Here is a 23,519-nt window from a genome sequence, read left to right on the forward strand (position 1 = left end):
GAGCCGAACCATTGGGGAAAGCATAGCGCGCGTGCTTCGTTCTTCCTGTCTCTTTCCTTCCAGAGGCTAACTGGATAGTAATACTATTAAAGTGGCCCATTGTGCAGATCATTTCGACAGCGCACGACCTGCCGCCGACGAACGAGGCCTGTCCTGTCAGCGTGTTGCGCTGCACGGCGGAACGCGAATACGGTGCAACCGCGCTGCACCGCAAAAGATTAATTAGTCGGACTAGTTAAGGGTATACATCGATTAGTAGGCAAATGGGCGTGATATAGCATTTTCTGGTAGGTAGTCATGCGTACGCGCGTGCACGTGGGTTTCATGAAAGGAATGATTCCCGGCTCCGGTGCTGTTCTTGCCGGGGCTTTTCCTGCTTGCGCCGTCATGGACATTGAAGTGTTCAACAACTGAGAGACGGGAGACTGAGATGGCGCAAGCGAAGGAAGGCAAGGACCAAAAGGACGAAGTGCAAGGCATGCGTCGCGGATTGCTGCAGGGCGCGGGGCTGTCCGCCGCGTTGGCGCTAATGGGTGGAATGATCACGCCGGCGCAGGCGGCCGAAGCCGGATCGTTCCCGGCGCACAAACGGTGGAAGATCGTATTCGTCAACCACGTCACAACGAATCCGTTCTTCGTTCCCACGCAATACGGCATTCAGGACGCGACCGCGTTGCTCGGCATGGACTATCAATGGACCGGCTCGGCCAATGCCGACATCGGCGAAATGGTGAATGCGGTCAACGCGGCGATTGCCGGGAAAGCTGATGCAATCGCCGTACCGATCGTCGATCCCAAGGCGTTCGACAAGCCCATCCAGGCTGCGCTCGACGCCGGTATTCCCGTGTTCGCCTATAACGCCGATGCGCCCTCGGGTTCGACGAACCCGCGCCTGGCCTATATCGGCCAGGATCTTTATCTGTCTGGCTACCAGATGGGCGAGCGGATCGTCAGCCTCATCGACAGCGGCCTCGTCGCGCTCTTTATCGCCACGCCTGGTCAGCTCAACATTCAGCCCCGGCTTGACGGTGCTGCGGCTGCAATCAAGAAATCGGGCAAGAAGATCGACGTGCAGACCATTGCAACCGGTGCGACCGTCAACGAAGAACTATCGAAGATCAAGTCCTTCTTTCTCGGCCACCAGGATCTCAAAGGCATGTTTGCCGTGGATGCAGGCAGCACCCAGGGCGTTGCCGAGGTGATGAAAGAATCCAACCTGCCCGCCAAAGGTGTGCACGGCGGCGGCTTTGATCTGTTGCCGCGCACAGTCGATCTGATCCACGAAGGTTTCCTGGACTTCACGATCGACCAGCAACCCTATGTACAGGGTTTTTATACGGTGCTGGAGGCCTTCATCTTTCTTTCATCCGGTGGCCTCGTTGGGCCGGCCAACATCAACACGGGTCTGAAATTCGTCACCAAGGGCACGGTCGATCCTTACCTGAACACTTCGACGCGCTATGAAGGCAAAAGCACGAAAGCCCAGATCGTGCCACGCACAGGCGCGATCAAAGGGTGACCTCTGCCGTGCCGGATCAACCGTCCGCTAAACGCCCGAGGCGCTGGTCAAGCGCGCTCGGGCGTTCCAGTGAGATTCGCATCCTTGCTGTCGCCCTCATTCTTTGTATCTACTTCGAGACGGTCAACCATGACTTCCTGCTGACCGGCGCGAGTCTGCAGAATCTCTCGCAGTTCATCGCCCCGGTGGCGATCATTGCCTTTGGTGAAATCATGCTGATGATCGGGGGAGAGATCGATCTTTCCGCCGGGATGGTTTTCGCGTTTGCGCCTTTCATCATGCATTTTTCTCTCGAGGCAGGACTGCCGGCATGGCTTGCGATGCTCACCGGCGTTATTGCGGCGGGACTCGTCGGGCTCATTAACGGGGCGGTGACGGTCTACTTGCGCATCCCATCCTTTGTGACGACGCTCGGTACGTTGTTCTTCGTGAACGGTCTCACGCTGACGATCTCGCGGGGCACGCCGGTTTCGCCACCTGAGGATTCCGTATTTGCCGCGGTCATGGGGGGATGGGGATACAGCGAGATCATCTGGACGCTGGCCATTGCCGCGATCATGCACGTGCTGCTTCGTCATACGCGCTGGGGTTTGCATACGATCGCGTCGGGAGCGAATCCGCTGGGCGCGAGCGAAGCAGGGATACAGGTCAGGCGGCTGAAGCTCGGCAACTTTATTCTTGCCGCGCTACTGGCCGGTTTGACCGGAATTCTGGAAGGTTTTCGTATTACCTCGATCGATCCGCAAGCGGGCGGTAATCAAATCATGTTTCTTGCCGTTGCGGCAGCCGTAATTGGCGGCACGCCGCTCGCCGGTGGCTCGGGCACGATCATCGGTGGGCTGATCGGTGCGGCGGTGCTTGGCATTCTCAACGACGGCTTCACGCTGATCGGCATCAACGCCTTCACCTTCAACATGATTCTCGGCGCGGCAATCCTCGGGGCCATGATCTTCAACATCCACGTGGTTCGTCTCGCGCGTAAAGGGGACTTGTGATGTCCGAGGTGCTGGAAGCGTTGCGCGGCGAAGATATTGTCAAACGTTTCGGCGCGGTCACCGCGCTCGACGGCGTGTCATTGACGCTAAGACAAGGCGAGATCCTTGGTGTGCTTGGCGACAATGGCGCAGGCAAATCGACGTTGATCAAGATTTTGACCGGGTTTCATCAGCAGACCAGCGGCAAACTTTTTGTAGGTGGCGAGGAGACCATGCTTCGCTCGGTCGATCACGCCCGCTCACTCGGCATTGAATGCGTCTACCAGGATCTGGCGCTCGCCAATTCGCTGAGCATCTATCACAACATGTTTTTGAATCGGGAAATCATACGTCGAGGCCCGTTTCGCCTCTTGAACAATCGCGCGATGCGCGAGCGTGCCGCGGAGTGTCTTGAAGAGATCGGTGTGCACGTGCCTTCGGTCGACCTGCCGGTCGAGCAGCTTTCCGGCGGCCAGCGGCAGGCTATCGCAGTTGCGCGCGCGGTCAATTCGAATGCCAGGATATTGCTGCTTGACGAGCCGCTCGCCGCGATGGGCGCTCGAGAGGCTGGACTGATCATCGACCTGATCCTTCGACTCAAGAATAAAGGTGGCCTGTCCATCATCATGATCATGCACAACTACGCTCAGACGCTCGACATCGCGGACCGCGTGATGCTGATGCAGCGCGGACGTGTCACCTACCAGCGAGAAGCAGCCAGCACGTCCGTCGAGGAGCTGATGGATATCGTGCGACGCGAATATCGGGCAATGCGGGCAGCGGTTAATTGACACCGCGCGGTACGTTTCAGGTCGGTGTTTTCGCCTCCACTTGATAGTCACCGGCAACTGTCGCCCCTTTCTGGTGTGCGGCATTGAATCACTCCGCGTGCACGAAGGCTCTTACCCAAGCGTGTCCCGCTTCGTAATATTCAGCAAGATTGTGCTGATCCCCTTCCAACGGAATATCGGCAGTCCGCCGTTTAAAAGTGGACTGTACGAAATGATGTTTGATAACACTCTAGGTCGCACCGACACGTGATTCCAAAGGGCCTGTAGCGTTAATCCTGAAACGCTCTTCGTTCGGACGGCAACACTTTACGTTGGCTACAGGAGATGAGTTTGAAAGTGACTCGCAGGGCCTTCCTCGCACTTGCCATAGCTGACCTGCTGGCGGGGAGTTCAATCTCTTCCGCGGGCCAGTCATCTGATGCGATGGATTGGCCGGGGGCAGAGTGGGACCGTATCGCGCCCGAGCAGGCAGGATGGTCGGCCGATGCGCTCACGCAGGCTCATGCCTATGCCCAATCGATCGGTACGGCGACGCTCGTCATCGTGCATCGCGGCCGCATGCTCGACAGCCTGGGTGACATTGCTCGCAAGCTGCAGGTCAATTCAGTACGTAAAAGCCTTCTCAGTGCGCTAATCGGCATCGCCGTGGCAGAGAAGAAAATCGATCTCGACGCAAGCCTGGCAAGCCTGAATATCGACGATACGCCTCCCGGTCTGACCGATGCCGAGAAAGAGGCAACAGTTCGGCAGTTACTCCAGGCGCGTTCCGGCGTATATCATCCCGCGCTTTACGAAACAGTTGGCGAGAAGCGACTTCGGCCGGCTCGCGGGAGTCACCCTCCCGGCACGTTCTGGTATTACAACAACTGGGATTTCAATGTCCTCGGTGCGATTTATGAACGTGCGGTCGGGGCATCGATTTTCGAGAGCTTTCAGCAGCGCATTGCGAGTCCGATCGGGATGCAGGATTATCGTCCGCAGGATGGGCATTACGTCCGTGGACCGGAGTCCATGTATCCGGCCTATCTGTTCCATCTGAGTGCGCGCGACCTGGCTCGTTTCGGCTTGCTATACCTTCGGTCCGGCCAATGGAAAAACGAGGCTATTGTTCCCGCAAGCTGGGTTACGGAAAGCACCAGGGCCTGGTCGGAAACTCACCTTCATTCCGGATATGGCTATCTCTGGTGGACAGGCTTGGCCGATCGACGCGCTGCGGTGATGGATTTACCACCCGGTGGTTTCTGGGCCGATGGCCACGGTGGCCAGTTCGTAGTGGTCGATCCCGTGAACGACATTGTCGTCGTCCATCAGACCGATGGGCGGAAGGTCACCGAACGGCAAATGGGCCATCTCATGTGGTTGATTTATACGGCTGCCCACGTTAGCGACCCCAGGGCCGACCCGGTTTAGGCGAGAGGTAACGACCGTACCGCCCCCATCCTGCACACCCGGCGATTCCCGCTGAAGCGTACGCGCGGTGTGCCCCTTTGCGCAAAAGTGATTTCGATTTCCGGCACTTCTGAGGCCAGCGGCTCGCACCTATAGTCAGGTCAGCTTTCGGACGCTAACCCCAACTTCATGAGGGGATGCGAGCGAAATCCGCCTAACCCAAAGGAGCAGACCATGTTGACCAGGACGTCCCCGGCGCTTCTCGCCGAACCCGCTACTGCTACGATGGACGCGCAATACTTCGAGTACACGTCGTCCGCCAATCCGATCGGCGCGAAGCTCATCTCGCGCGTGCCTTTCCGCAATTTCCCGCCTTCGCTGTACGCGGATGGCGCAACGCGAGTCGTGCCGCTCGACCTCTCCGCGGAGTTGGGTTGCCCAGGCCCCGCGACCGGTCCCGGCTTGAGCGCCAATTTCCTGCGCATCAACGCAGGCGACGCATTGACGCTTGTCCCGAACGCGACCTCGCAGGTCTGCTACGTCATTAGCGGTACCGGCAGCGTGACGCAGGCCGAAACGAGCTTCCCGTTCGCACAGGGCGATTTCTTCACCCTGCCAGGCGGCGATGCCGCTGTGCTATCCGCCGACGCGACGGCCACGCTCTATTACGTCAACGACGCCCCGCTGCTCACGTATCTCGGCACGACCGGCGTCCGCGCGCGTTTTGCGCCGACGCTCTATCCGGCCGCCCAGGCGCAGGCGGAATTACGCAAGGTTTCGGAAGAGGCCAATGCAGGTCGCCGCAACCGCATCAGCGTGCTGATGGGCAACGCCAACTTCCCGCAGACGCGAACGGTCACGCATGTGTTGTGGGCCATGTTCGGCATTGTGCCGCCCCACTCGATCCAGAAGCCGCATCGTCACCAGTCGATTGCACTCGACTTCATCGCCGGGGGTAGTCCAGGCGTCTATACGCTGGTGGGTACCGAACTGGATGAGAGCGGCAACATTGCGAATCCGACACGCGTCGATTGGGAGGCCGGGATGGCTTTCGTTACGCCGCCGGGATACTGGCATGCGCATTTCAATGAAACGAACGAAAACGCTTATGTCATTCCGATCCAGGATGCCGGTCTGCAAACCTGGCTGCGCACGCTCGACATCCGCTTCGCCCGTTAAGGCTTAAGCGCCAACGCGAGTCCGTCGTCCCAGTACGGCGGCTCGCCAAACATCCCGGCGTAGAAGTCCACGAACGCGCGCACTTTCGACGAGACGATTTTCTTCGGCGGGTAGACCGCCCAGACCGCGGGTTCGGCTCGGCCCGTGCGCGCCTCCCATTCAGGCAGCACGTGCTGCAGGTGCCCTTCGCGCAGGGCTGTAGACGCGAGCCACGTCGGCAGAAGAGCCAGGCCGCAGCCGGCCACAGCGAGTTCCAATACGGCTTCGGAGTCGTCTGCGCGCAAGCGTCCTTGCAATTCCACCAGCACCTGTTCCGATGACGCCTGTGCATCCGCGACGCGGGTGAAAGACCATTTGTCGTCCGGCAGCAGGGACAGACGAAGCGTCTCGTGCGCGGCCAGATCTTCAGGAGCGCGCGGTATCCCGCTGCGCTTGAAATACGCCGGGCTGCCGCAGACGATACGGCGATGCGGCGCTATGCGTCTGGCCATTAACGAGGAGTCGGGCAGCACGCCGATGCGGATCGCCACATCAATGCCGGCTTCGATCATGTTGAGCGTTTCATCGGTCGACACGATATCGAGGCCAATGTCGGGGTAGCGCGTCATGAATGCCGGCAGATGCGGCACGATATGCCTGCGCCCGAATGCCGAGGGCATCGTGACGCGCAGCACGCCTTGCGGTGTGAGATTCAGTGACGACGTAACCTGGCGTGCGTCATCGAGCGCCTGCAGGGCAATCATGGCGTGTTCGCGAAACAGTCTGCCGCCTTCGGTCAGGACGAGTCCTCGTGTCGAGCGGTTGAACAGGGCAATGCCCAGATCCTTTTCGAGCTCGCTGACGTAGCGCGAGACGGTCGAGGTTTTGACGGCCATTTCATGGGCTGTCTTGCTGAAGCTCTGCAGCTCCGCTGCGTTAATGAAGGCCCGTACCGCGGCAAAATAATCCATGGCTATATTTTCCGCGTGAAAGAACGGACTAGTTGTGGCAAGTGCAAAGCTCAAATTCGTGGCCATCGGGGCTAACCAGGACAATGCTCTTCATGGTCTCGTCATTTAACCCGTCAAGCACGACTGTTGCACCGAGAGCCTTGGCACGGTTCAGAAAGGTATGCAAGGCGGATGCATCGAATTCGAACACCGGTACACAGCCACTGCCGGCGAACTCATCGCCAAAATCATTCAGCAATAGCCCGAAGCGGACTTCGCCTAACGAAAACTCCGTCCACCTTTCCGACTTACGGCTCGGCGAGCGTTCCAATAGGTTTTCCCAGAACGTCGCGGTTCGCTCCATGTCCTTCACTTTCAAATAAGTGGTTCTGATTCGCATCGAATGCTCCGGGAATGAGTTTCGCAAGACGCAACAGATAGTAGACACTCAAAAAATGCCAGGCGAATAACTGTCGGCGATCAACGTGCGTGTGTCGCTGTGACTGTCGAAGGATAACCCTTTACGCTTCATTCTCTTTGGGAAGGTCCACGAAAACCGTATTGGTGCCAGCCGCATACAGGCGCTTGCCTATGTGTGGATAGTCGCAAACATCGTGCTCCAGCCTCTGACCGGCGACGATAAGAACGAGAGGTAGGTGACCGGTGTTCGACAAAGTATGGGCAGCACCTCCGCGTGCAAAACCCATGAAGTCCCCTGGCCATTAGAATATAGTCACGACCGAAAAAGCGAGACAGCAAATGTTGAGCGGAAAGCGAATTTCAATGGTAGCGGCCATGGCCACGAATCGGGTGATCGGCGCGGCTAACCACATTCCATGGAAAGTGCCCGGAGAGCAGCAGCGGTTTCGTCAATTGACCGAGGGGCACCTCGTCGTGATGGGACGACGCACATACGAGTCGATAGGTCGACCGCTGCCAAATCGCGACGTGCTTGTGATTGGCAAGCATGCTGTCGCCGCCGAACGAGTGTCGACATGCAGTACGCTGCAGGACGCGATTGAAATCATCTCGAGCGATTCACGTGAAGAGATTTTTATCGCGGGCGGCGAACAGATCTATCGCCTGTTTCTGCCTTACGCGGATACGGTCTACCTCACAGAAGTCGATTTGGCGCCGGCGGGTGATACGACGTTTCCGGATCTGCCTGCCGACTTTCATTGCACAGAAAGGATCGACGTCAATGGTCCCACTCGCTATACATTTTTTACCTATCGGCGCACATCCGGGCACGACGACAAGCCGTGTTGAGAGGTCGCTGTCACGCATTTCGACCGTGTGCGGAAAAGCGGGTGTTGACCGATCCCGAACGCCTGCGGGCAGACCAAATCGTCAAATTACTACGAAGCGTCGGGGCGATCCCGACTAACGAGATTTAGGTATTCGCTCAATCCGGCCTCACCCAGCGGCTTGATCATGACCCGGACAGTATGGGTGGCATTTCTCATCACGACGCCGTGCCGACGCCGCGTTTCAAAGTAGCCGTTTCGTTCCCAAAAGCGTTCCGCGCGCGTATTGCCGGCAATGACACCAAGGCGCAACCACTTCGCTCCCGACGCCTTAAGCCAACGCTCAAGTTCTCCGTACAAGTCACGGGCTACACCTTGACCGTGTTTGTCCGTTGACAGGATCAATAATCCTAAATGCCACACACCGCCGGTGAAGAGGTCTGAAACGATCGTCGCAAACCCGGTCAACTCTTCGCTTGCGTCGATAAATCCGATCGTATGCTTGCTGGTGAATGCCCATCCCTCCGGCAGTTCGCTTTCGAACTCCTCCTTAGCTTGACTATCTGTCGGTGGACAACCTTCTGCCGACAGGAAGTATTCGGGATTGTTCTCCAAAAAAGTTTGGATGGTCGGGATGTCATCATGACCAAGTTCGACGGCACGATAGCCCTCTATCTGGAACAGTATTGGCTTCTTTTCAGAAATCATCGGCTATCCCCGGATCCGTTTATAAAGTGGATCTCCTAGGATACCAATTGCGATGAACGTCAAGCCATGCTCAATGCGCACAGTTATACGGTTTTGTCGCCTTTGACCACACCCATTTGATGCCCATGACGCCCACCATGAGGGTCAACTAGGTCGTGACCCTCGTCATTTCCGAACGCGAAGCGAACATGACACCAATGTAATGTGCGCGTCAGCGTGCATCCATCTTCGCCGTACAGAATAAGGAACACTCACTCACGTGTTACGAGTCGGTGAGATCGGAGGCTTCGGCCACAGTGGCGTGAAGCTGACCAAACTCAACTTCGAGAGATATTTCATCATGAAAACCCTTATCTATGCAGCGTTGATTGCCGGCATATTCGCCGCTCCAGTTGCTTCTTTCGCGCAGGACGCTACGGCTCCGTTGACGCGGGCCGACGTACGCGCGGATCTGATTCGAGTAGAACAGGCCGGGTACCGGCCGGCCGCCAAAGATGTGCACTACCCAGACGATATTCAGGCAGCTGAGGCGCGTATTCAAACGCAGAATGTCGCGGCGCCGGGGAGCACGGATGTAGGCGGAACGTCGGATGGCTCATCGCAGGCGGGTGCGCCGATGGCAGCCGTGAATACTCATTCAATCTATTTCGGTCACTGAAACTCGCAGACCTCACAAGCCATCGTTGGTTACTTTTTTTCGGCGTGTTGTGTGAATCGCCGTCTGAAAACACAAACATCGGCGAGATGAGCGAATGCCACGGAATGTTTCAGATTCATTACAGGTATGGCGTTCACTGAATGCAGACCATAAATAAGTTTTACTTTCCGATTTTCCACTGCGCCGCCATTGTGTGAGCCATACAGCCGCACCGATGGGGAATGTTGCTATCTGTTCAGATGGACTTTTCTTAAGATTCCTTAAGAAATGGTTCGTCGATCGAAAGCGGTGGGAAGTTCAAATACTCAGGCCAATCCGTGGACCAGCGGTCAAGCCAATAAACGGAAAGGAGACGAATCAATGGAAAAGCGCCTGATGGCCGTGATATTGCTCGCTGCGGCCGCGCTGACCGCCTGTGGAGGTGGAGATAACGTCAGCTCACCGACACCGCCAAAGTTGCTGACGAACATCGCCGTGCCCAACGCTTCGAGCCCACCATTCAGTTTCGACATCGGCTACGTCGAGGCCGGCAAGTACTTTCTTGCTGACCGCAATAACAAAGCAGTCGATGTCGTAGACACCAGATCGAACACGTTGATTGCCCAGATTTCGGGGCCCTTCATCGGTGCGGGCGCCACAACGAACGAGTCCGGTCCCGACGGAATTGTAGGTATCACAGGCACGAACACGATCTATGCCGGCGATGTCGACTCAGTCAAGGTTATCGACACGGCTGCGCAAAAGACAGTTAACACCATCACCATCAGTAATTCAGGTTCGCGCGTCGATGAGGGCTGCTACGATCCTGACGACCATCTCGCGATGTATGCAAGCCCCGGAGACTCGCCGCCGTTCGTCACGTTCATTTCCACGCTGACGCAAACGGTGGTGGTAAAGCTTCCTTTCAACGGTTCGTCGGGACTGGAAGCATGCACATATGATTCTGCCTCGAAGAGCTTTTTGATTAACAACGACGGGACCGCTGCCAATCCCGATGGCGAGCTCGATGTCATCACGGCCAGCTCCGCGGTGGCGGGAAGTCCTGCTGTCAGCAAGTCGTTTCCGCTAGGGAAATGCGGGCCGGCGGGCATCGTGCTCGGCCCGAATAACGATGTGCTCATTGGATGCGATCCACCCGCCGGCGATCCGCTCATCACGCTGATCCTCGATCGTACAAGTGGCGCAATTCAAGCCAGCCTGCCATTTGGCGGGGTGGACCAGGTCGGTTACGACCCTGCGTCCAACCGCTATTTCTTGCCTGCCCGGCATTACGTGGCTAGTGGTATCGCTGCCGCGTCAGGGTTTAGCCCGCAGATGGGCGTGATCGATGGCGCGTCACGGCAGCTGCTCTTTAAGATTCCGGTGGGCACAGGCGCGCATTCTGTCGCCATCGATAGCTCGCTTGGGCAGGTGTATGTGCCGTTCCAACCGGGCGCTGCAGGATTCCCCAACGGCGGCATCTCAGTGTTTTCGACTCGCTAGGTTTATCACCAACGCCCAGGCGATCGGGATGCTCCTCAGGCGAGGGGTGCCTCCCGGTCGCCAACGGAACACTGCGGGCTACGAAGGCTGCGGTCGCGGCTGAAGTACGGCAAAGCAAACAGGTAGAGCCCCGAGAGCAACAGAAGGGCCAGCGGCAGCAGCGGCGCGTAGGTGATCCAGGGCGGCGGAGCGCCATGTCCCTGGGCCATGGCGACAAAGTTGGCGACAACCGTCAGCGTGAAGGCGATGGATATCCACCGGTGAGACCGACGAATCCAGGCGCTGGTATTCATGTCGTGCTCCTCGGTGCCTGGATCATCTTCCAGCCGTTGCCGGCGGGGTCGCGGAAACCGGCATCGACACTGCCGAAGCGGTCGATCGGCTCCTGCGTGAATTCCACGCCGCGCGCTTTCAGCTGGGCGTAGCTGGCGCGACAGTCGTCCACAGAGAGAACCAGGGGCGGCATGGCCCCCTTGGCGACCATGGCGCGCAAGGTTTGCGCAGTGGCGTCGTCGTGGATGGGCGGGCCGGGCGTGAACAGGCCGAGCTGGAACGAGGGCTGATCCGGATGCTGGACCGTGAGCCAGCGGTAGGGACCGTTGCGCACGTCCGTGTGGACCCGGAATTCGAGCTTGTCGACGTAGAACGTGAGCGCTTCGTCCTGGTTATCGACGTACAAGCCAACAACATTTACACCTTGGTTCATGGCACCTCCGTGGTTGATGGTCAGAATGTATCTTTGGCCATGCGGCGGCGCTTCTCCAAAACTGCGATGTTGAGGTCGGGGCGCTGCGCGGCCTTGAGGACGCAGGCGGGGACACGGTCGAGTGGCGGCATGTTCGCACGAGCCTCGAGGCGAAGGGCGCTGGGGCTTTGGCCGGTGATGTCGCGGAAGATTCGGCCGAAGGTGCCCAGACTCTCCCAGCCGGTGGCGAAGGCAATCTCCGTGATGCTGAGTTCGGTGTCGCGCAGGAGAGTGGTGGCCTGCTCGATGCGCCGTGTCAGCAGGTAGCGGTGCGGTGGGAGGCCGAAGGCCCGCTTGAAGGAGCGCGCGAAATGGGCTTCGGAGACGCCGCTAACCTCGGCGAGGCGCTTGACGGGCCAGGCTTCGTGCGACGCGGCGTCCATGCGGTCCTTGGCGCGTAGCAGGCGGCGCAGCAGGGCCGGGTCTTGCAACGCGTCGGCTCCGGCCGGTGTGGGGGACGAGGCAGGCGGCGGGGCGTGATGGTCTTCGCGACGGGGCATGAGTTCCGGGAGGGCCGACGGTATCCCGGTAGTTTAGGCTCAACACGGGTACCCGCAAAGCGGCGCACTGGCGCCCGCCGAGGCCGACACCTCGTGTCTCGGCGTATCGACTCTCAGACCTTGGACAACATCCATTCCCGGAACCGCTTCAACCCCGGCTGTGTTTCCATGCGCCCCGGGAAATAGCAGAGATAGTGTCCATGATCGACGTCGATCGGGGCCGTCAGCGGTTCGACAAGCGTGCCGGCGGCGAGGTTGTCGCGCACGAGAAAAGCAGGGATGAGCGCCAGTCCCAGACCCGCCTGAGCGGCCTGGATCAGCACGGAGTACTGCTCGAAACGCGGGCCCGCAAGCACTTGCATGTCGCGCACATCGTAGAACTCGGCCCATTGACTCCATACCTGTTCAGCCTGGCTGTGCAACAACCGGGGCACGCGCGCCGCATCCTGCAACCGGCGTAACGCACACCTTTGCTGACATTCCGGCGCGCAGACCAGCAGAAACGTACGCCCGTCGATGTAATCGCATTGGACGCCCTCCCAACTTCCATCGCCATAGCGGATAGCCGCGTCCAGATCCAGCGGAAACGGATCGCCATGCGCCAGGTGCCGGCTGAAGCTGATCGTGAGTCCTGGGGTGCTTGAGAGGAATTCCGGTAGCCGCGGAATCAGCCATTTGGTCGTAAATGTCGGCACGCTTGCGATCGTCAGCACGTCGCTCTGCCCGGCGGCGCTCATGAGTTCGAGCGACGCGTTGCCGAGATCCCGCAACGGAGTGGCCACGCGCGCGAGGTAAAGGCTGCCTGCCCGGGTGAGCGCGAGATTGCGGCCGTCCCGAATGAAAAGTTGCACACCGAATGAATCTTCCAGGCTGGCGATCTGCCGGCTGACTGCGCTGGGCGTCAGTCCCAGTTCACGCGCCGCTCTCGAGAAGTTCAGGTGCTTGGCGGAGCTTGTGAAAGCGAGTAATTCGGTGACGTTCGGGTAAAGGTGTTTCATCGGTCTGGCGTCGAGGTATTCCGGATGCGCACAGCGCAATGCGTGTTTTGTACGTTTTTTTCATGACGGCGCCATGTCGCATCCGCACACTTGCAAGCAAATCGAAATCTTGCGCCCCGTCCTGTCAGGGCGCGCGGGTTTCTGTCCGTATCACGAGGAAAGCTTGCATGCAATCGCCCGCCGCACCGGTCATCCAACCCCATGTTCCCGCTCGTCACAGTAGCGGGCGCTTCGCGTCGATCCAGCGCGTTGTGCTTCAGGTCGTCGTGGTGCTCTTCGCGATCTACATGCTGCTGCCGATCGCTCTACTGCTGATTGGCGCATTCGGTGAAACGTGGACCAACACAGTGCTGCCGACCGGCGTCACCGCACACTGGTTCACCGACCTCGCCGCCAACACGAGTTTCCGGCGCGCTTTCGGCGTGAGCCTGATGGTCGCATTGGCCTGTTGCTGCGCGGCTGCCGTGATCGGCTTGCCGCTCGCGTATGCGCTGCATTACCGCTCGCTCTTCGGGCGCGGCATGACCGCGCGGCTGGTCGCGTTGCTGCCGGTAGGCGTGCCCGCGCTCACGCTGGGCTTCGGCTACATCGCCATTTTTAGCGGCGACACGCTGCCATGGCTCGGATCGTTGCCGTTACTGATTGCCGCCCACACGGTGCTGACCTTGCCGTACCTCACGCAAACGCTGCTGAGCGACTTGCGCCACCTCGATATCGCGCGCCTCGAAGCGTGCGCTGCGACGCTCGGCGCTACGCCGCTGCGGCAGTTCTTCACAATCGTCTTGCCCAACCTCCGGCAGAGCCTGTTCTCGGGACTCGTCATGGTGGCCGCACTGTCGATCGGGGAATTTCAGGTGTCCAACCTGATCGCCGGCTTTCGCTACCGGAACTATCCGGTGGTGCTCCTGCAGGCGTTTTACGGCGCGACCGGCATGGCGTGCGCCGCCACCGTGGTGCTGCTTTGCCTCGCGGTGATTGCGACCCTGGTATCGATCAACGCTGTTCAACGACTGAAGTAAAACGATGAGCCTCCATTTCGACAACGTGAGCTTTACTTATCCCGGCGCGCAACACGGTATCGAAGCCGTCACGCTGTCGGTCACGCCTGGCGAACTGCTCGCCGTGATGGGCCGCAGCGGGTCCGGCAAGTCGACGATCCTGCGCTTGACCGCGGGCCTGCTGGACGGCTATCGAGGACGGATTGCCATCGACGGGCGCGACGTGGCGGGCGTCCCGGTGTGGCGCCGCGAGGTCGGCATGGTGTTCCAGCAATACGCGCTTTTCCCGCATCTGAACGTGCTGGACAACGTGGCCTACGGGCTGCGGATGCGTGGCATCGATGCCGCAAAACGCCGGGCTCGCGCGCTCGACATGCTCGAGCGGGTCGGTCTTGCCGAACATGCCGGACGGCGTACGACCTTGCTGTCGGGCGGCCAACAGCAGCGCGTCGCGCTGGCTCGCGCGCTGGCTTTCGAACCGAAGGTGCTGCTGCTCGACGAACCGCTTGCCGCGCTCGACGCAGGCATTCGCCAGCAGTTGCGCGACGAGATTCGCACGCTGCAACGCGCATGCGGCGCCACCACCTTGCTGGTCACACACGATCAGGACGAAGCGTTGAGCCTTGCGGACCGCGTGGCCGTGGTCGACGGCGGGCGTGTCTTGCAGGTGGATACGCCTGAGCGTCTCTACGAGCAGCCGGTATCGACCCAGGTTGCGCGTTTCGTCGGTCATTCGAGCGTGATGCCGGGGCGCGTGATAGCGAACGGCACGGTCGACGTTTCCTTTGCGCTGCTGTCCGCCGATACCCATGTTTTCCGCCCCGGCGATCAGGTCGAGGTGCTGCTTCGTCCCGAGCACGTGCAACCCGATCCGCCGGCGAACGCGGTCAACCGGCTCGCCGGCCGCCGCGCCGAGGTGCGCTACTTCGGGGCGACGTGCCGCTACGACTTCGTTCCGGATTCCTCACAGAAGCCGCTTCTGTGCGAAGGGCGTCGTCTTGCCGAGCACGCCATCGCGATCGACCCCGAACACTTGCGTGTGCTGCCCGCGTCGGCCAGTCAATTTTGCTAATTCACCTTGTTTGACGGAGAACCAGAATGTTTGCAGGGCTTAGTCTTTTGTCGCGAGTCCGCCGTGTCGCCGGAGTCGTTTGTGCGTTGTCGGTACTGACTGTCACGTCTGGCGTTCATGCCGCGCCGGCCGCGCCGCTTTACCCCGGGGAAGAAGCGTTGTACGCGAAGGCGGCGGACGAGGGGCTCGTCGTGTCGTTCGACACCGGTCCCGAATGGGCCAACTGGAAGGCGCTATTCGCCGAGTTCAGAAAGCGCTATCCGAAGGTCGAGATTACGTACAACGACATCGGCTCGGCGGCGACGGTGGTGGCGCTGGATAAGTCGCGGCGTCGTCCGCAGGCCGACACGGCGTACTACTTCGCTGCGTCCGCACTTGATGCCGTCAACAAGGACGTGGTAGCGCCATTCAAGCCGCTCAATTTCGACAAACTGCCGCCGGTGTTTCGTGAGCGCGATGGCCGCTGGTTCACGGTTCATTCGCTGAACATCGCCTTGCTGGTCAACCGCAAGCTCGTCAAGGACGTCCCGCAAGGTTGGGCCGATCTGCTCAAGCCCGAGTACCGGAATTCAGTGGTCTATCTGGATCCGCGTTCGACCGGGCAGGGACAGGTTGCGGTCTTCGCTGCGGCCTATGCATTCGGTGGCAGCGTCGACAATCCGAAGCCGGGTGCCGACTTTTTCGGCAAGTTGCGTGAGGCGGGCAACGTGATGCGCGTTGAAGGCACCACCCCGTACGCGAAATTCGTCAAGGGCGAGATTCCGATCCTGATCGGCTATGAAAACGACGGCCTCAAGGCGAAGTACGCCGATGGCATGGGCGACGCTGTCGAAGTGGTGATTCCGAAGGAAGCGACGGTTTCCGCGCCGTACGCCATGAGTCTCGTGAAGGACGGCCCGAATGCGAACGCGGCGCGTCTGTGGTTGAACCTGGTCATGAGCGATGTCGGCCAGGCGCTGTTCGCGCAAGGCTATGTGCGTCCCGCGGTGCCTGACGTGCAACTCTCGGCGGACATCCGCGCGAAGATGCCCGACGTACCGCAGATGCATCCGCTCGACGTGGTCAAGGCCGCGGCGAAGAAGGCGGAAGTCGATCAGTTGTGGGCGCAGGCCGCGCTTGCGAAATAAGGTGCGGCAGATGGGGACTTCCTCGATGAACGAAGGGCTCGCGCGACGCTTCGGCGCGGTTCCGGCGGGCCTCCTTCTCGCGCTGTTCTTTGCGCTGCCGCTCGGCGCATTGCTGGTTTCGGCGACCGAGGGGAATGGCGCGGCCTTCGTGCGCCTCGCCCATGATCCGCTGGTGGTCAGTGCGCTCGGTCACTCGCTCGCACTGGCGTTCGCTGCTGGCACCGTGTCGCTGCTGGTGGGGCTGCCGCTTGCGATGGTATTGGCGGGACAGCCGCCGCAGCGGCGCGGCTGGTTGCTCGCATTGCTCGGTGTGCCGTTGGCGTTTTCCGGTCTGGTGATTGCGTACGGCTTCATTCTCGCTTTCGGCCGCGCCGGCTTCGTGACGAGCATCGTCGCTCGACTCGGCGCCGACCCGGCTACGGTCGGGGCGTTGATCTATACGACTGCGGGTCTGGTCGCGGCTTACGCGTACTACCTGATTCCACGCGTCGCGCTGATGCTTTATCCCGCGATTGCCAACCTGGACCGCCGTCCGATCGAAGCTGCTTTGACACTGGGCGCGTCGCCGCTGCGGGCGCTCTTCGACGTGGCGTTGCGGGAGCTGTGGCCTTCGATCGCTGCGGCCTGGTGTCTCGTCACATCGATTGCATTGGGAACTTACGGTACCGCACTCGCGCTCGCCGGGACGCAGATCAATATCCTGCCGCTACTGATGTACCTGAAACTTTCGGACGGACAGACGGATTTCCCGCAGGCAGCCGCGCTTTCGCTGGTGTTGATGGCGGTCTGTACGTGCGTTCTGGCACTAGGAGAATGCCTTGCACGGCAACGACGACACTGAATGGTCCAACGCAGCGTATCTGGCGCTGCAGAGACTGGCGGTTTACCAGACAGGGCCAATGCGTCATGCGATGCCGGTCGGATTGATCGGTCCAAGGGAAGCCACACCGGAACAACTGCAGGCGGCGAGAAGCCTGGGCTACGCGTTAGCGGGCACCGGCATGACGATTCTCTGCGGCGGCAAAGGCGGGGTGATGGAAGCGGCCGCATTCGGCGCGAAACGCGCGGGCGGCATCGTGGTCGGCCTGCTGCCCGAGGACGATGCGAACGAGGCTAACCCGTTTCTTACCGTGGCGCTGCCAACCGGACTGGGCATCACACGAAATGCGTTGATTGCGCGCGCTTCGCTCTGTCTCATCGCGATTGGAGGCGGGCTGGGCACGCTATCGGAGATGGCGCTTGGCCTGCAGTGGAACAAGCCCGTCTTCACCCTGCTAGGCGCACCTTTGGTACGGGGGGCCGAGGTGTTCGACGATGTTGATACGCTCGTCGCCAGTGTGGCGAACTGGCTTGTAACCGCGAGACAGACGCAAACAGCCAAAGAGTGAAACGGAATGCGGGCGCGAGTTACCGACTCGCGTCCGAAGCTCTGACGTAACAGGTATTCAAATCTATTTGATCACTTCTCTCTAATAAATAGGCATCCTTATCATGATGAAAAAACTACCGTTACATTACTCGCGATGAGCAGCCTTTCGCTCACTGCACACGCACAGAGCAGTGTGACCCTGTACGGGATTGTCGACGCAGGTCTTGGCTATACGAGCGGCCAACGCGTCGTGCAGACCAAGGGGGCGGCAGGCAAGCCGGCCGTCTATAGCAATGGATCCAGTTATGGGTTTGCGAGCGGCACCTGGTCAGGCGATCGCTGGGGGCTGAAGGGCAACGAAGACCTGGGTGACGGGTTGTCGGCGGTGTTTCAGTTGGAGAACGGCTTTAACATCGGTACGGGGCAGCTCGGCCAGGGCAGCCGCGAGTTCGGCCGTCAGGCATGGATGGGATTGTCGAGCACCAAACTCGGCAAGCTCACGCTGGGTCGCCAGTACGATCCGATCGTCGACTTCGTCGGCAGCATCAGCGCAGGTACCTTCCTGACGGGCATGGGCGCGCACCCGGGCGATCTGGATAACATCGATAATCAGGCGCGTGAGAGCAATTCGATCAAGTACACGAGCCCGGTATTTTCGGGGCTTCAGTTCGGCGCACTGTACGGTTTCGGCGGTCAGGCGGGCAGCGTCAAGAACCAGAATACGTGGAGCCTGGGCGGCCAATACACCCATGGTCCGTTCGCTATCGGCGCGGCCTACATGCAGGCAACCAACGCTTACGGGGCCAATGGCGGCGCCTGGACCAGCGCGTACGACGGCACATTCGCTTCGTCGATCAACGAAGGCTTTGCATCGGCAAAGAGCCAGCAGATCATCGCGGCTGCAAGCACGTACCAGATCGGCCAGGTGACGCTCGGCGTGTCGTACAGCAATACGCAATACCAGGCCGGCAGCTTCTCGTTGTTCTCCGGAAAAGAGACGTTCAACTCGGCTGGCGCGACGGTGTCCTGGCAGGCGACGCCGGCGCTGCGACTCGCCGCGGGTTACGACTACACGCAGGGCAGTTCTATCAAGGGCGAGTCGGCGCCGAAGTACAACCAGTTCAACCTCGCTTCGTATTACTTCCTGTCCAAGCGCACGGCACTTTACGGACTCGTCGGCTATCAGAAGGCTAGCGGCAAGACGCTCGACGCATTCGGCAATACGGTCAGCGCGACCGCTTCGGTTGGCGACGTGGGGAACGGAATTTCGTCGGCAAGCAACGTGCAAACACTCGTTCGAGTGGGTATCCGGCAAACGTTCTAAGTGTTCGGCGGCGCACGTCGCCGCCTCACTAACCGGCGTCACCTGAACCGGCTGCCCGGCACGCGTTTCACGCTGGGTCGCGGCGCTGCCGCGACTCGCTGTGCCGGCCGCAACCGGACCCCAGGATTAGCACTCCCTGTAATTTCCCCCGCCTCTCCGCTATAAATCATCGTAGGGGAGGGCTGCGTATTGTCGTACCGTCGCGGTCGATGCATTCATGTATCGACCGGCCTGTGATCGCGCGCCTATTCCTGGCATCACGACCGCCATGGAGGTGCATTGTGTTTGCCCCGACTCTCGCGCGCACGTTGCTCAACGCTGCTCTGATAGCGGCGTTTTTCTCCGGTTATCTGTGTCTGCCTCCGGCGGCGAATGCCGCGGCCGTCGCTCCACCGCCTGTGAAGGAGAAGCGGGTTTCGCCAGCCAGTGCGCCAGCATCGGTCGACTTCCCTACCATCGTGGAGCGATACGGGCCCGCCGTGGTGAATATCAGCGCGACGGCTTCTGAGCAGTCATCGTCGGTACCCGTTCCCGCAGTGATCGATGCTGACGATCCCATTCTTGCTCTCGTCAAGCATGTGGCGCCGAAATCGCAGGCGTCTCAGGACGGGGCGGCACGCGCCGTCACCGGCACGGGCTCCGGTTTTATCGTGAGTCCCGACGGCCTCATTCTGACCACCGCCCACGTGGTGGATCAGGCCGACGAAGTGACGGTCAAACTCACCGATCGACGCGAGTTCAAGGCGAAGGTTCTGGCGGTCGACGCCCAGAGCGATGTCGCATTGATTCAGATCGACGCCACGAAGCTGCCGACCGTCAAACTTGGCGACTCGTCGCGGGTGCGTATCGGTGAATCGGTCCTCGCGATCGGCTCGCCCGACAGCTTCGCCAATACCGTTGCCGCCGGCATTGTCAGTGCCACGTCTCGCACGCTCCAGGACGGGAGCAGTTTTCCCTTCTTTCAAACCGATATCGTGGCCAATCCGGACAATTCGGGCGGCCCGCTGTTCAACCGTGCGGGTGAGGTGGTCGGCATCGACGTGCAGATTTACGCGGACTCGGACAGGTCCCCCAGCCTGGCCTTTGCCATTCCGATCAACATGGCGGCCAAGGTGCGATCGCAGGTGCAAGCCGCGCAAGCAACCTCTCCTGGCGGTCTTGGCGTGGAGGTGCAGGACGTCGGCCCCGGTCTCGCCGTGGCCTTTGGCCTGCCGCGACCGGCAGGCGCACTGGTCAATTCCGTTGCACCCGGCACAACGGCCGCCGCGAGCGGCCTCAAACCAGGCGACGTGATCGTCCGGATCGGCGACAAGCCGATCGATCGCTCGACCGAACTTGGCGAGGATGCGGCCGCCTTGCCGCCTGGGACGAAGACCACCCTCAAGCTGATCCGCAATCGAAGGCCGATAACACTCACGGTCATGGTCGGCGTGTCCGCGGAAAGCGCTAAAGCTCGGCCGGCCGAAGGCGGTTCAGGGGATCGCCTGGGCTTGAGCATGCATCCGCTGAATGAGGACGAACGGCGCGCGAACGATCTGGCGGTGGGTCTGATGGTGGACGGCGTTGATGGGGCGGCGGCAAGCGCGGGCATCCAGCCCGGCGATATCGTCCTGTCGCTCAATGACACGCTGGTTGAAACGCAGGCGGACGTGAGCGCGCTGGAAGCAAAAGCTGGGAAACAGGTCGCCGTGTTGATCCAGCGAGGTCACGCGCGCAGTTTTGTTTCGGTCGCGGTTAGATGACCAGCATGCGTGCACCAGTACGCATTCCGACCAGGGTTAACCCATTCGAAACGAGGCGGCAAAGCACATACAGTTCTGACATACCAGCTGGCTTCAGACGCGGGTAGATCTCCGCCGGGTTGTGTCCGGCGGTGTTTCCTTGGTTCCACAAGATCAAAGGAGATGACAGATGGAAATCCGCGATCCTTCCCCCGGCCTCTACAACGAAGATCTCGCGCCCGCCAGACAGCGCAACTGGGGTGCTTTCAGCATCTTCAACGTCTGGACCTCGGACGTGCACAGCCTCTGGGGCTACTACCTCGCCGCCAGCCTGTTCCTGCTGTGCGGCAGCTTTATCAACTTCGTGCTGGCGATCGGGCTCGGCTCGCTGGTGATCTTCGCGCTCATGAACCTGATTGGCTACGCCGGCGAGAAGACTGGCGTGCCTTATCCGGTGCTGGCGCGCGCCTCTTTTGGCGTGTGGGGCGCCAATCTGGCGGCCATGGTGCGCGCCGTGGTGGCCTGCTTCTGGTACGGCGCGCAGACGGCCGCCGCGTCGGGCGCGATGGTCGCGTTGCTGATCCGCAGCGACAGCCTGATGGCGTTCCACAAGGGCACGCAGGTACTCGGCCATTCAGGGCTGGAGGTGATCTGCTACGTGGTCATCTGGGCGCTGCAGTTGCTCATCATCCAGAAGGGCATGGAAACGGTGCGCAAGTTCCAGGACTGGGCCGGCCCGGCGGTGTGGGTCGCGATGCTGATTCTGGCGATCGGCCTATGTGTGAAAGCCGGCGGCTTCTCGTTCACCCATGGCATTCCGATGAACGTGCTGCTTCAGAAAACCGGCGACGCCGGCGTCAGCGGTGAGCCGGGCTCGTTCTGGGCGCTGATGGCCGTGGGCGCGACCTGGATCACTTATTTCGCGGCGCTCTACCTGAATTTTTGCGACTTCTCGCGCTACGCGAAAAATCGCGACGCGGTGAAGAAAGGAAATTTGTGGGGCCTGCCGGTCAACCTGATCGCGTTCTCGCTGGTCGCGGGCGTGACCACCATCGCCGCCTTCAAGGTGTACGGCGAAGTGCTGCTTCACCCCGAACAGATTTCCGCCAAGTTCGACAGCTGGGTGCTAGCGCTCATCGCGGCCCTGACCTTCGCGGTCGCCACGCTGGGCATTAACGTGGTGGCCAATTTCGTCTCAGCCGCGTTCGACATCTCCAACACGTTCCCTAAGCAGATCAGTTTCAAGAAGGGCGGCTACATCGCCGCGGCCATCGCGCTGGTGCTCTATCCGTTCGCGCCGTGGGAAGGCAACGCCGCGCATTTCGTCAACGCCATCGGCGCCACGATGGGCCCGCTGCTGGGGATCATTCTGGTGGACTACTACCTGGTGGCCAAAGGCAATATCAATGTTGCAGCGCTCTATCAGGAGCACGGCGAGTACCGTTACGAAGGCGGCTGGAATGTCAACGCGCTGGTCTCCGCTGCGGTCGGCAGCGTGTTTTCAACTTTCCTGCCTAACTTCACCAATCTGCTGCCCGTCTGGTGGAATACCTATGGGTGGTTTTTCGGCGTGGTGATCGGCGGCGGCATGTACCTGATCATGGCTACGCTGCGGCCGCGTACGGCGATCGCGCCGACCCGTGCCTGAAGGTTTTCCTGACGCGCCGGCAGGGGCGGCTCCCGGCCTCCGGCGCGCGGAACAGGCACGGCAACAATGCTTATGGTTGGCCGCCGCCCGTCATGCTAGGATTTCCCAAACAACTCCGGAGACTGCTATGCCGTTCATCTGCGAAAACGTTGAATGTCGCGCCGTGCTGGCCCGCGGGCAGGTTAGATCCATTCACGAGGACGCGGGGTGGTGCTTCTACTGCCCAGACTGCAAAGCGAGGAACGCGTTAAAGGATATCGGTGAGCCGGGTGGTCACGTTGAGTTGGTTCAACCGGAGAGATCCAGTCTGCCGCACAAGGTGATTGCAACGGCTCGACCTCTGGAGGACGGCAAATACGCGGCGCAATTGCGCGTACAAAGGGCGCTCGGTATGAAAGGGACTTACGCGGTCGAAGAACACTGGGAACAGCTCGGTGTATTCCCGGACCCGAACCAGGCTGTCGCGCATGCGAAGTCTATTGCGGCAGACTTGCTGGACCGAAAGGCCTAGTCCCAAGCGCAACGTTGGATTCAGCCGCGCACGCCGTGCGCGGCTCCCGACGGCTGACCTATGACCGTAGATCGGCGCGGTGCGACAACCGGGTGCTGGTCAGCGTCAGCGTCGGTGCCGGCGCCGGCGCCGTTAAGGCCGATATCACTCTCACTCACGGCGCATCGGCGGGAGCGAGCTTGATAAATAGTTTCGCTGCTTCGTTACCGTGCGACAACGCGCGCAGTGCAAGGGCGAGCGCTAGCTGCGCGTCATGAGCGACCGCACTCCGGTCCTGATCGAAGAGCTTGACGGCGTGGCGCATATGCTGCGCCGCCTGATCGTGAAGGTCAGCCGCCATTGCGTGCTGTTTTGCTGCGTTTGCGTTGTCTGCGCCAGAGCCGGTCGATGCAGACGCGACCGGCGGCGCGTTCGCGCTGTGTGCGCCGGCGTCGTGTGCCTGATCGATCGCGTGCAAGGTGTGACCATGAGCCATCATTGCCTGATGCGCGGCGTGGGCATAGTCTTTACCCGCCTCGAAATGCCGTGACGCCCCGCGGTGAAATCGCGAGGCCTGCTCATGATGTGATGCCGCGGCTTCAAGATGTTCTTTTTTGTTGTGCTTCGTGCTCATACCGGCTCCTCCAAGGT

25 protein-coding genes and 1 pseudogene are annotated in these 23,519 nt (G+C 60.4%); 17 read left to right on the forward strand and 9 right to left on the reverse strand.

What is annotated here, in order from left to right:
* The first annotated feature begins 430 nt into the window (after nt 1-430).
* The 5 genes from R8871_RS08065 (at nt 431) to R8871_RS08085 (ending at nt 5,852) form a co-directional block, all read left to right on the forward strand.
* A complete protein-coding gene (locus R8871_RS08065; protein ID WP_175049824.1) occupies nt 431-1,519 on the forward strand; it encodes a sugar ABC transporter substrate-binding protein in 1,089 nt (362 codons plus the stop codon).
* Nucleotides 1,516-2,514 (forward strand): ABC transporter permease, encoded by a 999-nt coding sequence (locus R8871_RS08070; protein WP_175049825.1) that lies wholly within the window; start codon nt 1,516-1,518, stop codon nt 2,512-2,514. The genes R8871_RS08065 and R8871_RS08070 overlap by 4 nt, the downstream gene beginning before the upstream one ends.
* Nucleotides 2,514-3,284 carry an ATP-binding cassette domain-containing protein gene (locus tag R8871_RS08075; RefSeq protein ID WP_175049826.1) on the forward strand — a complete coding sequence of 257 codons (771 nt, stop codon included), beginning with the start codon at nt 2,514-2,516 and terminating at the stop codon, nt 3,282-3,284. The genes R8871_RS08070 and R8871_RS08075 overlap by 1 nt, the downstream gene beginning before the upstream one ends.
* Nucleotides 3,285-3,608: 324 nt before the next feature.
* Nucleotides 3,609-4,694 carry a serine hydrolase domain-containing protein gene (locus R8871_RS08080; RefSeq protein ID WP_175049827.1) on the forward strand — a complete coding sequence of 362 codons (1,086 nt, stop codon included), beginning with the start codon at nt 3,609-3,611 and terminating at the stop codon, nt 4,692-4,694.
* 213 nt (nt 4,695-4,907) lie between these two features.
* Nucleotides 4,908-5,852 carry a cupin domain-containing protein gene (locus R8871_RS08085; RefSeq protein WP_175049828.1) on the forward strand — a complete coding sequence of 315 codons (945 nt, stop codon included), beginning with the start codon at nt 4,908-4,910 and terminating at the stop codon, nt 5,850-5,852.
* Here the strand turns inward: R8871_RS08085 and R8871_RS08090 are convergent.
* The 3 genes and pseudogenes from R8871_RS08090 to R8871_RS38420 form a co-directional block, all read right to left on the reverse strand.
* Complete coding sequence (locus R8871_RS08090; RefSeq protein WP_175049829.1) at nt 5,849-6,802, reverse strand: LysR family transcriptional regulator; 954 nt, start codon at nt 6,800-6,802, stop codon at nt 5,849-5,851. The two genes, R8871_RS08085 and R8871_RS08090, sit on opposite strands and share 4 nt — an antisense overlap.
* A gap of 28 nt (nt 6,803-6,830) precedes the next feature.
* Nucleotides 6,831-7,181: a VOC family protein gene (locus R8871_RS08095; RefSeq protein WP_175049830.1), complete on the reverse strand. Its 351-nt coding sequence runs from the start codon at nt 7,179-7,181 to the stop codon at nt 6,831-6,833.
* 121 nt (nt 7,182-7,302) lie between these two features.
* A pseudogene (locus R8871_RS38420) lies at nt 7,303-7,500 on the reverse strand (cupin domain-containing protein); the annotation flags it as partial.
* Nucleotides 7,501-7,576: 76 nt separating this feature from the next.
* Between R8871_RS38420 and R8871_RS08100 the strand changes: the two are divergent.
* On the forward strand, nt 7,577-8,050 hold the full coding sequence (locus tag R8871_RS08100; protein ID WP_246287445.1) for a dihydrofolate reductase: 474 nt from the start codon (nt 7,577-7,579) through the stop codon (nt 8,048-8,050).
* Between the two features lie 89 nt (nt 8,051-8,139).
* Here R8871_RS08100 and R8871_RS08105 read toward each other — a convergent pair whose 3' ends face one another.
* Nucleotides 8,140-8,736: a GNAT family N-acetyltransferase gene (locus R8871_RS08105; RefSeq protein ID WP_175049832.1), complete on the reverse strand. Its 597-nt coding sequence runs from the start codon at nt 8,734-8,736 to the stop codon at nt 8,140-8,142.
* A gap of 301 nt (nt 8,737-9,037) precedes the next feature.
* Between R8871_RS08105 and R8871_RS08110 the strand changes: the two genes are divergently transcribed.
* Both R8871_RS08110 and R8871_RS08115 read left to right on the forward strand, forming a co-directional pair.
* A complete protein-coding gene (locus tag R8871_RS08110; RefSeq protein ID WP_407673113.1) occupies nt 9,038-9,394 on the forward strand; it encodes a DUF4148 domain-containing protein in 357 nt (118 codons plus the stop codon).
* 360 nt (nt 9,395-9,754) lie between these two features.
* On the forward strand, nt 9,755-10,876 hold the full coding sequence (locus R8871_RS08115) for a YncE family protein (RefSeq protein WP_175049833.1): 1,122 nt from the start codon (nt 9,755-9,757) through the stop codon (nt 10,874-10,876).
* Between the two features lie 35 nt (nt 10,877-10,911).
* On the opposite strand, the gene R8871_RS08120 is transcribed toward R8871_RS08115, so the two are convergent.
* The 4 genes from R8871_RS08120 to R8871_RS08135 form a co-directional block, all read right to left on the reverse strand.
* Nucleotides 10,912-11,169: a hypothetical protein gene (locus R8871_RS08120; RefSeq protein WP_175049834.1), complete on the reverse strand. Its 258-nt coding sequence runs from the start codon at nt 11,167-11,169 to the stop codon at nt 10,912-10,914.
* Nucleotides 11,166-11,582, reverse strand: a complete 417-nt coding sequence (locus tag R8871_RS08125) for a VOC family protein (protein ID WP_175049835.1) — start codon at nt 11,580-11,582, stop codon at nt 11,166-11,168. The genes R8871_RS08120 and R8871_RS08125 overlap by 4 nt, the downstream gene beginning before the upstream one ends.
* Before the next feature lie 20 nt (nt 11,583-11,602).
* A complete protein-coding gene (locus R8871_RS08130) occupies nt 11,603-12,121 on the reverse strand; it encodes a helix-turn-helix transcriptional regulator (protein WP_175049836.1) in 519 nt (172 codons plus the stop codon).
* Nucleotides 12,122-12,234: 113 nt separating this feature from the next.
* Nucleotides 12,235-13,119 (reverse strand): LysR substrate-binding domain-containing protein, encoded by an 885-nt coding sequence (locus R8871_RS08135; RefSeq protein WP_175049837.1) that lies wholly within the window; start codon nt 13,117-13,119, stop codon nt 12,235-12,237.
* Between the two features lie 287 nt (nt 13,120-13,406).
* Here R8871_RS08135 and R8871_RS08140 point away from each other — a divergent pair, with 287 nt between their 5' ends.
* The 9 genes from R8871_RS08140 (at nt 13,407) to R8871_RS08180 (ending at nt 22,889) form a co-directional block, all read left to right on the forward strand.
* A complete protein-coding gene (locus R8871_RS08140; RefSeq protein ID WP_246287492.1) occupies nt 13,407-14,138 on the forward strand; it encodes an ABC transporter permease in 732 nt (243 codons plus the stop codon).
* 4 nt (nt 14,139-14,142) lie between these two features.
* Complete coding sequence (locus R8871_RS08145; RefSeq protein ID WP_175049839.1) at nt 14,143-15,189, forward strand: ABC transporter ATP-binding protein; 1,047 nt, start codon at nt 14,143-14,145, stop codon at nt 15,187-15,189.
* 26 nt (nt 15,190-15,215) lie between these two features.
* Entirely contained in the window at nt 15,216-16,316 is a 1,101-nt protein-coding gene (locus R8871_RS08150; protein WP_175049840.1) for an extracellular solute-binding protein, read from the forward strand.
* A 10-nt stretch (nt 16,317-16,326) separates the two neighbouring features.
* Nucleotides 16,327-17,157 (forward strand): ABC transporter permease, encoded by an 831-nt coding sequence (locus tag R8871_RS08155; protein WP_175049841.1) that lies wholly within the window; start codon nt 16,327-16,329, stop codon nt 17,155-17,157.
* 58 nt (nt 17,158-17,215) lie between these two features.
* Nucleotides 17,216-17,704 (forward strand): TIGR00725 family protein, encoded by a 489-nt coding sequence (locus tag R8871_RS08160; RefSeq protein ID WP_175050038.1) that lies wholly within the window; start codon nt 17,216-17,218, stop codon nt 17,702-17,704.
* Between the two features lie 135 nt (nt 17,705-17,839).
* Nucleotides 17,840-19,009 (forward strand): porin, encoded by a 1,170-nt coding sequence (locus R8871_RS08165; protein WP_175049842.1) that lies wholly within the window; start codon nt 17,840-17,842, stop codon nt 19,007-19,009.
* Between the two features lie 281 nt (nt 19,010-19,290).
* Nucleotides 19,291-20,751, forward strand: coding sequence for a trypsin-like peptidase domain-containing protein (locus R8871_RS08170; protein WP_407673127.1), 1,461 nt, complete (start codon nt 19,291-19,293; stop codon nt 20,749-20,751).
* A 169-nt stretch (nt 20,752-20,920) separates the two neighbouring features.
* Nucleotides 20,921-22,378 (forward strand): NCS1 family nucleobase:cation symporter-1, encoded by a 1,458-nt coding sequence (locus tag R8871_RS08175; protein ID WP_175049844.1) that lies wholly within the window; start codon nt 20,921-20,923, stop codon nt 22,376-22,378.
* A gap of 127 nt (nt 22,379-22,505) precedes the next feature.
* Entirely contained in the window at nt 22,506-22,889 is a 384-nt protein-coding gene (locus R8871_RS08180) for a hypothetical protein (protein ID WP_175049845.1), read from the forward strand.
* Nucleotides 22,890-23,043: 154 nt separating this feature from the next.
* Here the strand turns inward: R8871_RS08180 and R8871_RS08185 are convergent, their stop codons facing one another.
* Nucleotides 23,044-23,502, reverse strand: a complete 459-nt coding sequence (locus R8871_RS08185) for a hypothetical protein (protein WP_175049846.1) — start codon at nt 23,500-23,502, stop codon at nt 23,044-23,046.
* Between the last annotated feature and the right edge of the window lie 17 nt (nt 23,503-23,519).

The organism is Paraburkholderia sediminicola, from assembly GCF_902859805.1.
Lineage (GTDB): Bacteria > Pseudomonadota > Gammaproteobacteria > Burkholderiales > Burkholderiaceae > Paraburkholderia > Paraburkholderia sediminicola.

What these genes read in the sequence shown, in the direction of transcription:
- R8871_RS08065 (WP_175049824.1), top strand. Translation starts at nt 431, where the DNA reads ATGGCGCAAGCGAAGGAAGGCAAGGACCAAAAGGACGAAGTGCAAGGC.
- R8871_RS08075 (WP_175049826.1), top strand. Translation starts at nt 2,514, where the DNA reads ATGTCCGAGGTGCTGGAAGCGTTGCGCGGCGAAGATATTGTCAAACGT.
- R8871_RS08080 (WP_175049827.1), top strand. Translation starts at nt 3,609, where the DNA reads ATGAGTTTGAAAGTGACTCGCAGGGCCTTCCTCGCACTTGCCATAGCT.
- R8871_RS08085 (WP_175049828.1), top strand. Translation starts at nt 4,908, where the DNA reads ATGTTGACCAGGACGTCCCCGGCGCTTCTCGCCGAACCCGCTACTGCT.
- R8871_RS08090 (WP_175049829.1), bottom strand. Translation starts at nt 6,802, where the DNA reads ATGGATTATTTTGCCGCGGTACGGGCCTTCATTAACGCAGCGGAGCTG.
- R8871_RS08095 (WP_175049830.1), bottom strand. Translation starts at nt 7,181, where the DNA reads ATGCGAATCAGAACCACTTATTTGAAAGTGAAGGACATGGAGCGAACC.
- R8871_RS08100 (WP_246287445.1), top strand. Translation starts at nt 7,577, where the DNA reads ATGGCCACGAATCGGGTGATCGGCGCGGCTAACCACATTCCATGGAAA.
- R8871_RS08105 (WP_175049832.1), bottom strand. Translation starts at nt 8,736, where the DNA reads ATGATTTCTGAAAAGAAGCCAATACTGTTCCAGATAGAGGGCTATCGT.
- R8871_RS08115 (WP_175049833.1), top strand. Translation starts at nt 9,755, where the DNA reads ATGGAAAAGCGCCTGATGGCCGTGATATTGCTCGCTGCGGCCGCGCTG.
- R8871_RS08120 (WP_175049834.1), bottom strand. Translation starts at nt 11,169, where the DNA reads ATGAATACCAGCGCCTGGATTCGTCGGTCTCACCGGTGGATATCCATC.
- R8871_RS08125 (WP_175049835.1), bottom strand. Translation starts at nt 11,582, where the DNA reads ATGAACCAAGGTGTAAATGTTGTTGGCTTGTACGTCGATAACCAGGAC.
- R8871_RS08130 (WP_175049836.1), bottom strand. Translation starts at nt 12,121, where the DNA reads ATGCCCCGTCGCGAAGACCATCACGCCCCGCCGCCTGCCTCGTCCCCC.
- R8871_RS08135 (WP_175049837.1), bottom strand. Translation starts at nt 13,119, where the DNA reads ATGAAACACCTTTACCCGAACGTCACCGAATTACTCGCTTTCACAAGC.
- R8871_RS08140 (WP_246287492.1), top strand. Translation starts at nt 13,407, where the DNA reads ATGCTGCTGCCGATCGCTCTACTGCTGATTGGCGCATTCGGTGAAACG.
- R8871_RS08145 (WP_175049839.1), top strand. Translation starts at nt 14,143, where the DNA reads ATGAGCCTCCATTTCGACAACGTGAGCTTTACTTATCCCGGCGCGCAA.
- R8871_RS08150 (WP_175049840.1), top strand. Translation starts at nt 15,216, where the DNA reads ATGTTTGCAGGGCTTAGTCTTTTGTCGCGAGTCCGCCGTGTCGCCGGA.
- R8871_RS08155 (WP_175049841.1), top strand. Translation starts at nt 16,327, where the DNA reads ATGGGGACTTCCTCGATGAACGAAGGGCTCGCGCGACGCTTCGGCGCG.
- R8871_RS08160 (WP_175050038.1), top strand. Translation starts at nt 17,216, where the DNA reads ATGCGTCATGCGATGCCGGTCGGATTGATCGGTCCAAGGGAAGCCACA.
- R8871_RS08165 (WP_175049842.1), top strand. Translation starts at nt 17,840, where the DNA reads ATGAGCAGCCTTTCGCTCACTGCACACGCACAGAGCAGTGTGACCCTG.
- R8871_RS08175 (WP_175049844.1), top strand. Translation starts at nt 20,921, where the DNA reads ATGGAAATCCGCGATCCTTCCCCCGGCCTCTACAACGAAGATCTCGCG.
- R8871_RS08180 (WP_175049845.1), top strand. Translation starts at nt 22,506, where the DNA reads ATGCCGTTCATCTGCGAAAACGTTGAATGTCGCGCCGTGCTGGCCCGC.
- R8871_RS08185 (WP_175049846.1), bottom strand. Translation starts at nt 23,502, where the DNA reads ATGAGCACGAAGCACAACAAAAAAGAACATCTTGAAGCCGCGGCATCA.